Genomic DNA, 354 nt, shown 5'->3' with positions numbered 1-354 from the left:
AGCGCAGCTACTCGCTCGCCGGTTCGCAGATCGTGCTCGAGGTTCCCGCGCTCCGCGCGATCGCCGAGGGCCTCGGTTCGGACGCTGTCGATCTGTCGACCATCGACCTGACCGGTCCGGGAGTCTGCGAGACGCTGCTCGGCCTGCTGCAGCTCGATACCGAGTCCTGCGCCCAGGTCCCCGACATCGGCGGCCTGCGGGTGACGGGTGTCGGCACACTGCTCGACGGGCTGGAGCAGCCCACGCAGGGCGGGCTTCGGTACGACGCGGAACTCGGTGCTCTGGTCCTCGACCTGGAGCAGCTGTTCCGCAGCCTCGGCCTGGACCTCAACAACCTGCCGGAGAACACCGACC

At 69.2% G+C, this 354-nt stretch carries 1 protein-coding gene; it reads left to right on the top strand.

Annotated features, from left to right (window positions below; all coding sequences use genetic code 11):
• Positions 1 to 354: hypothetical protein (locus D9V41_RS18055; protein ID WP_166376116.1), on the top strand; the 354-nt coding region annotated here is incomplete at both ends.

It is taken from the genome of Aeromicrobium phragmitis (assembly GCF_003674095.1).
GTDB classification, from domain to species: domain Bacteria; phylum Actinomycetota; class Actinomycetes; order Propionibacteriales; family Nocardioidaceae; genus Aeromicrobium; species Aeromicrobium phragmitis.
The sequence above is the reverse complement of the archived record's forward strand: the minus strand, read 5'-3'. Positions and strand labels throughout refer to the sequence as shown.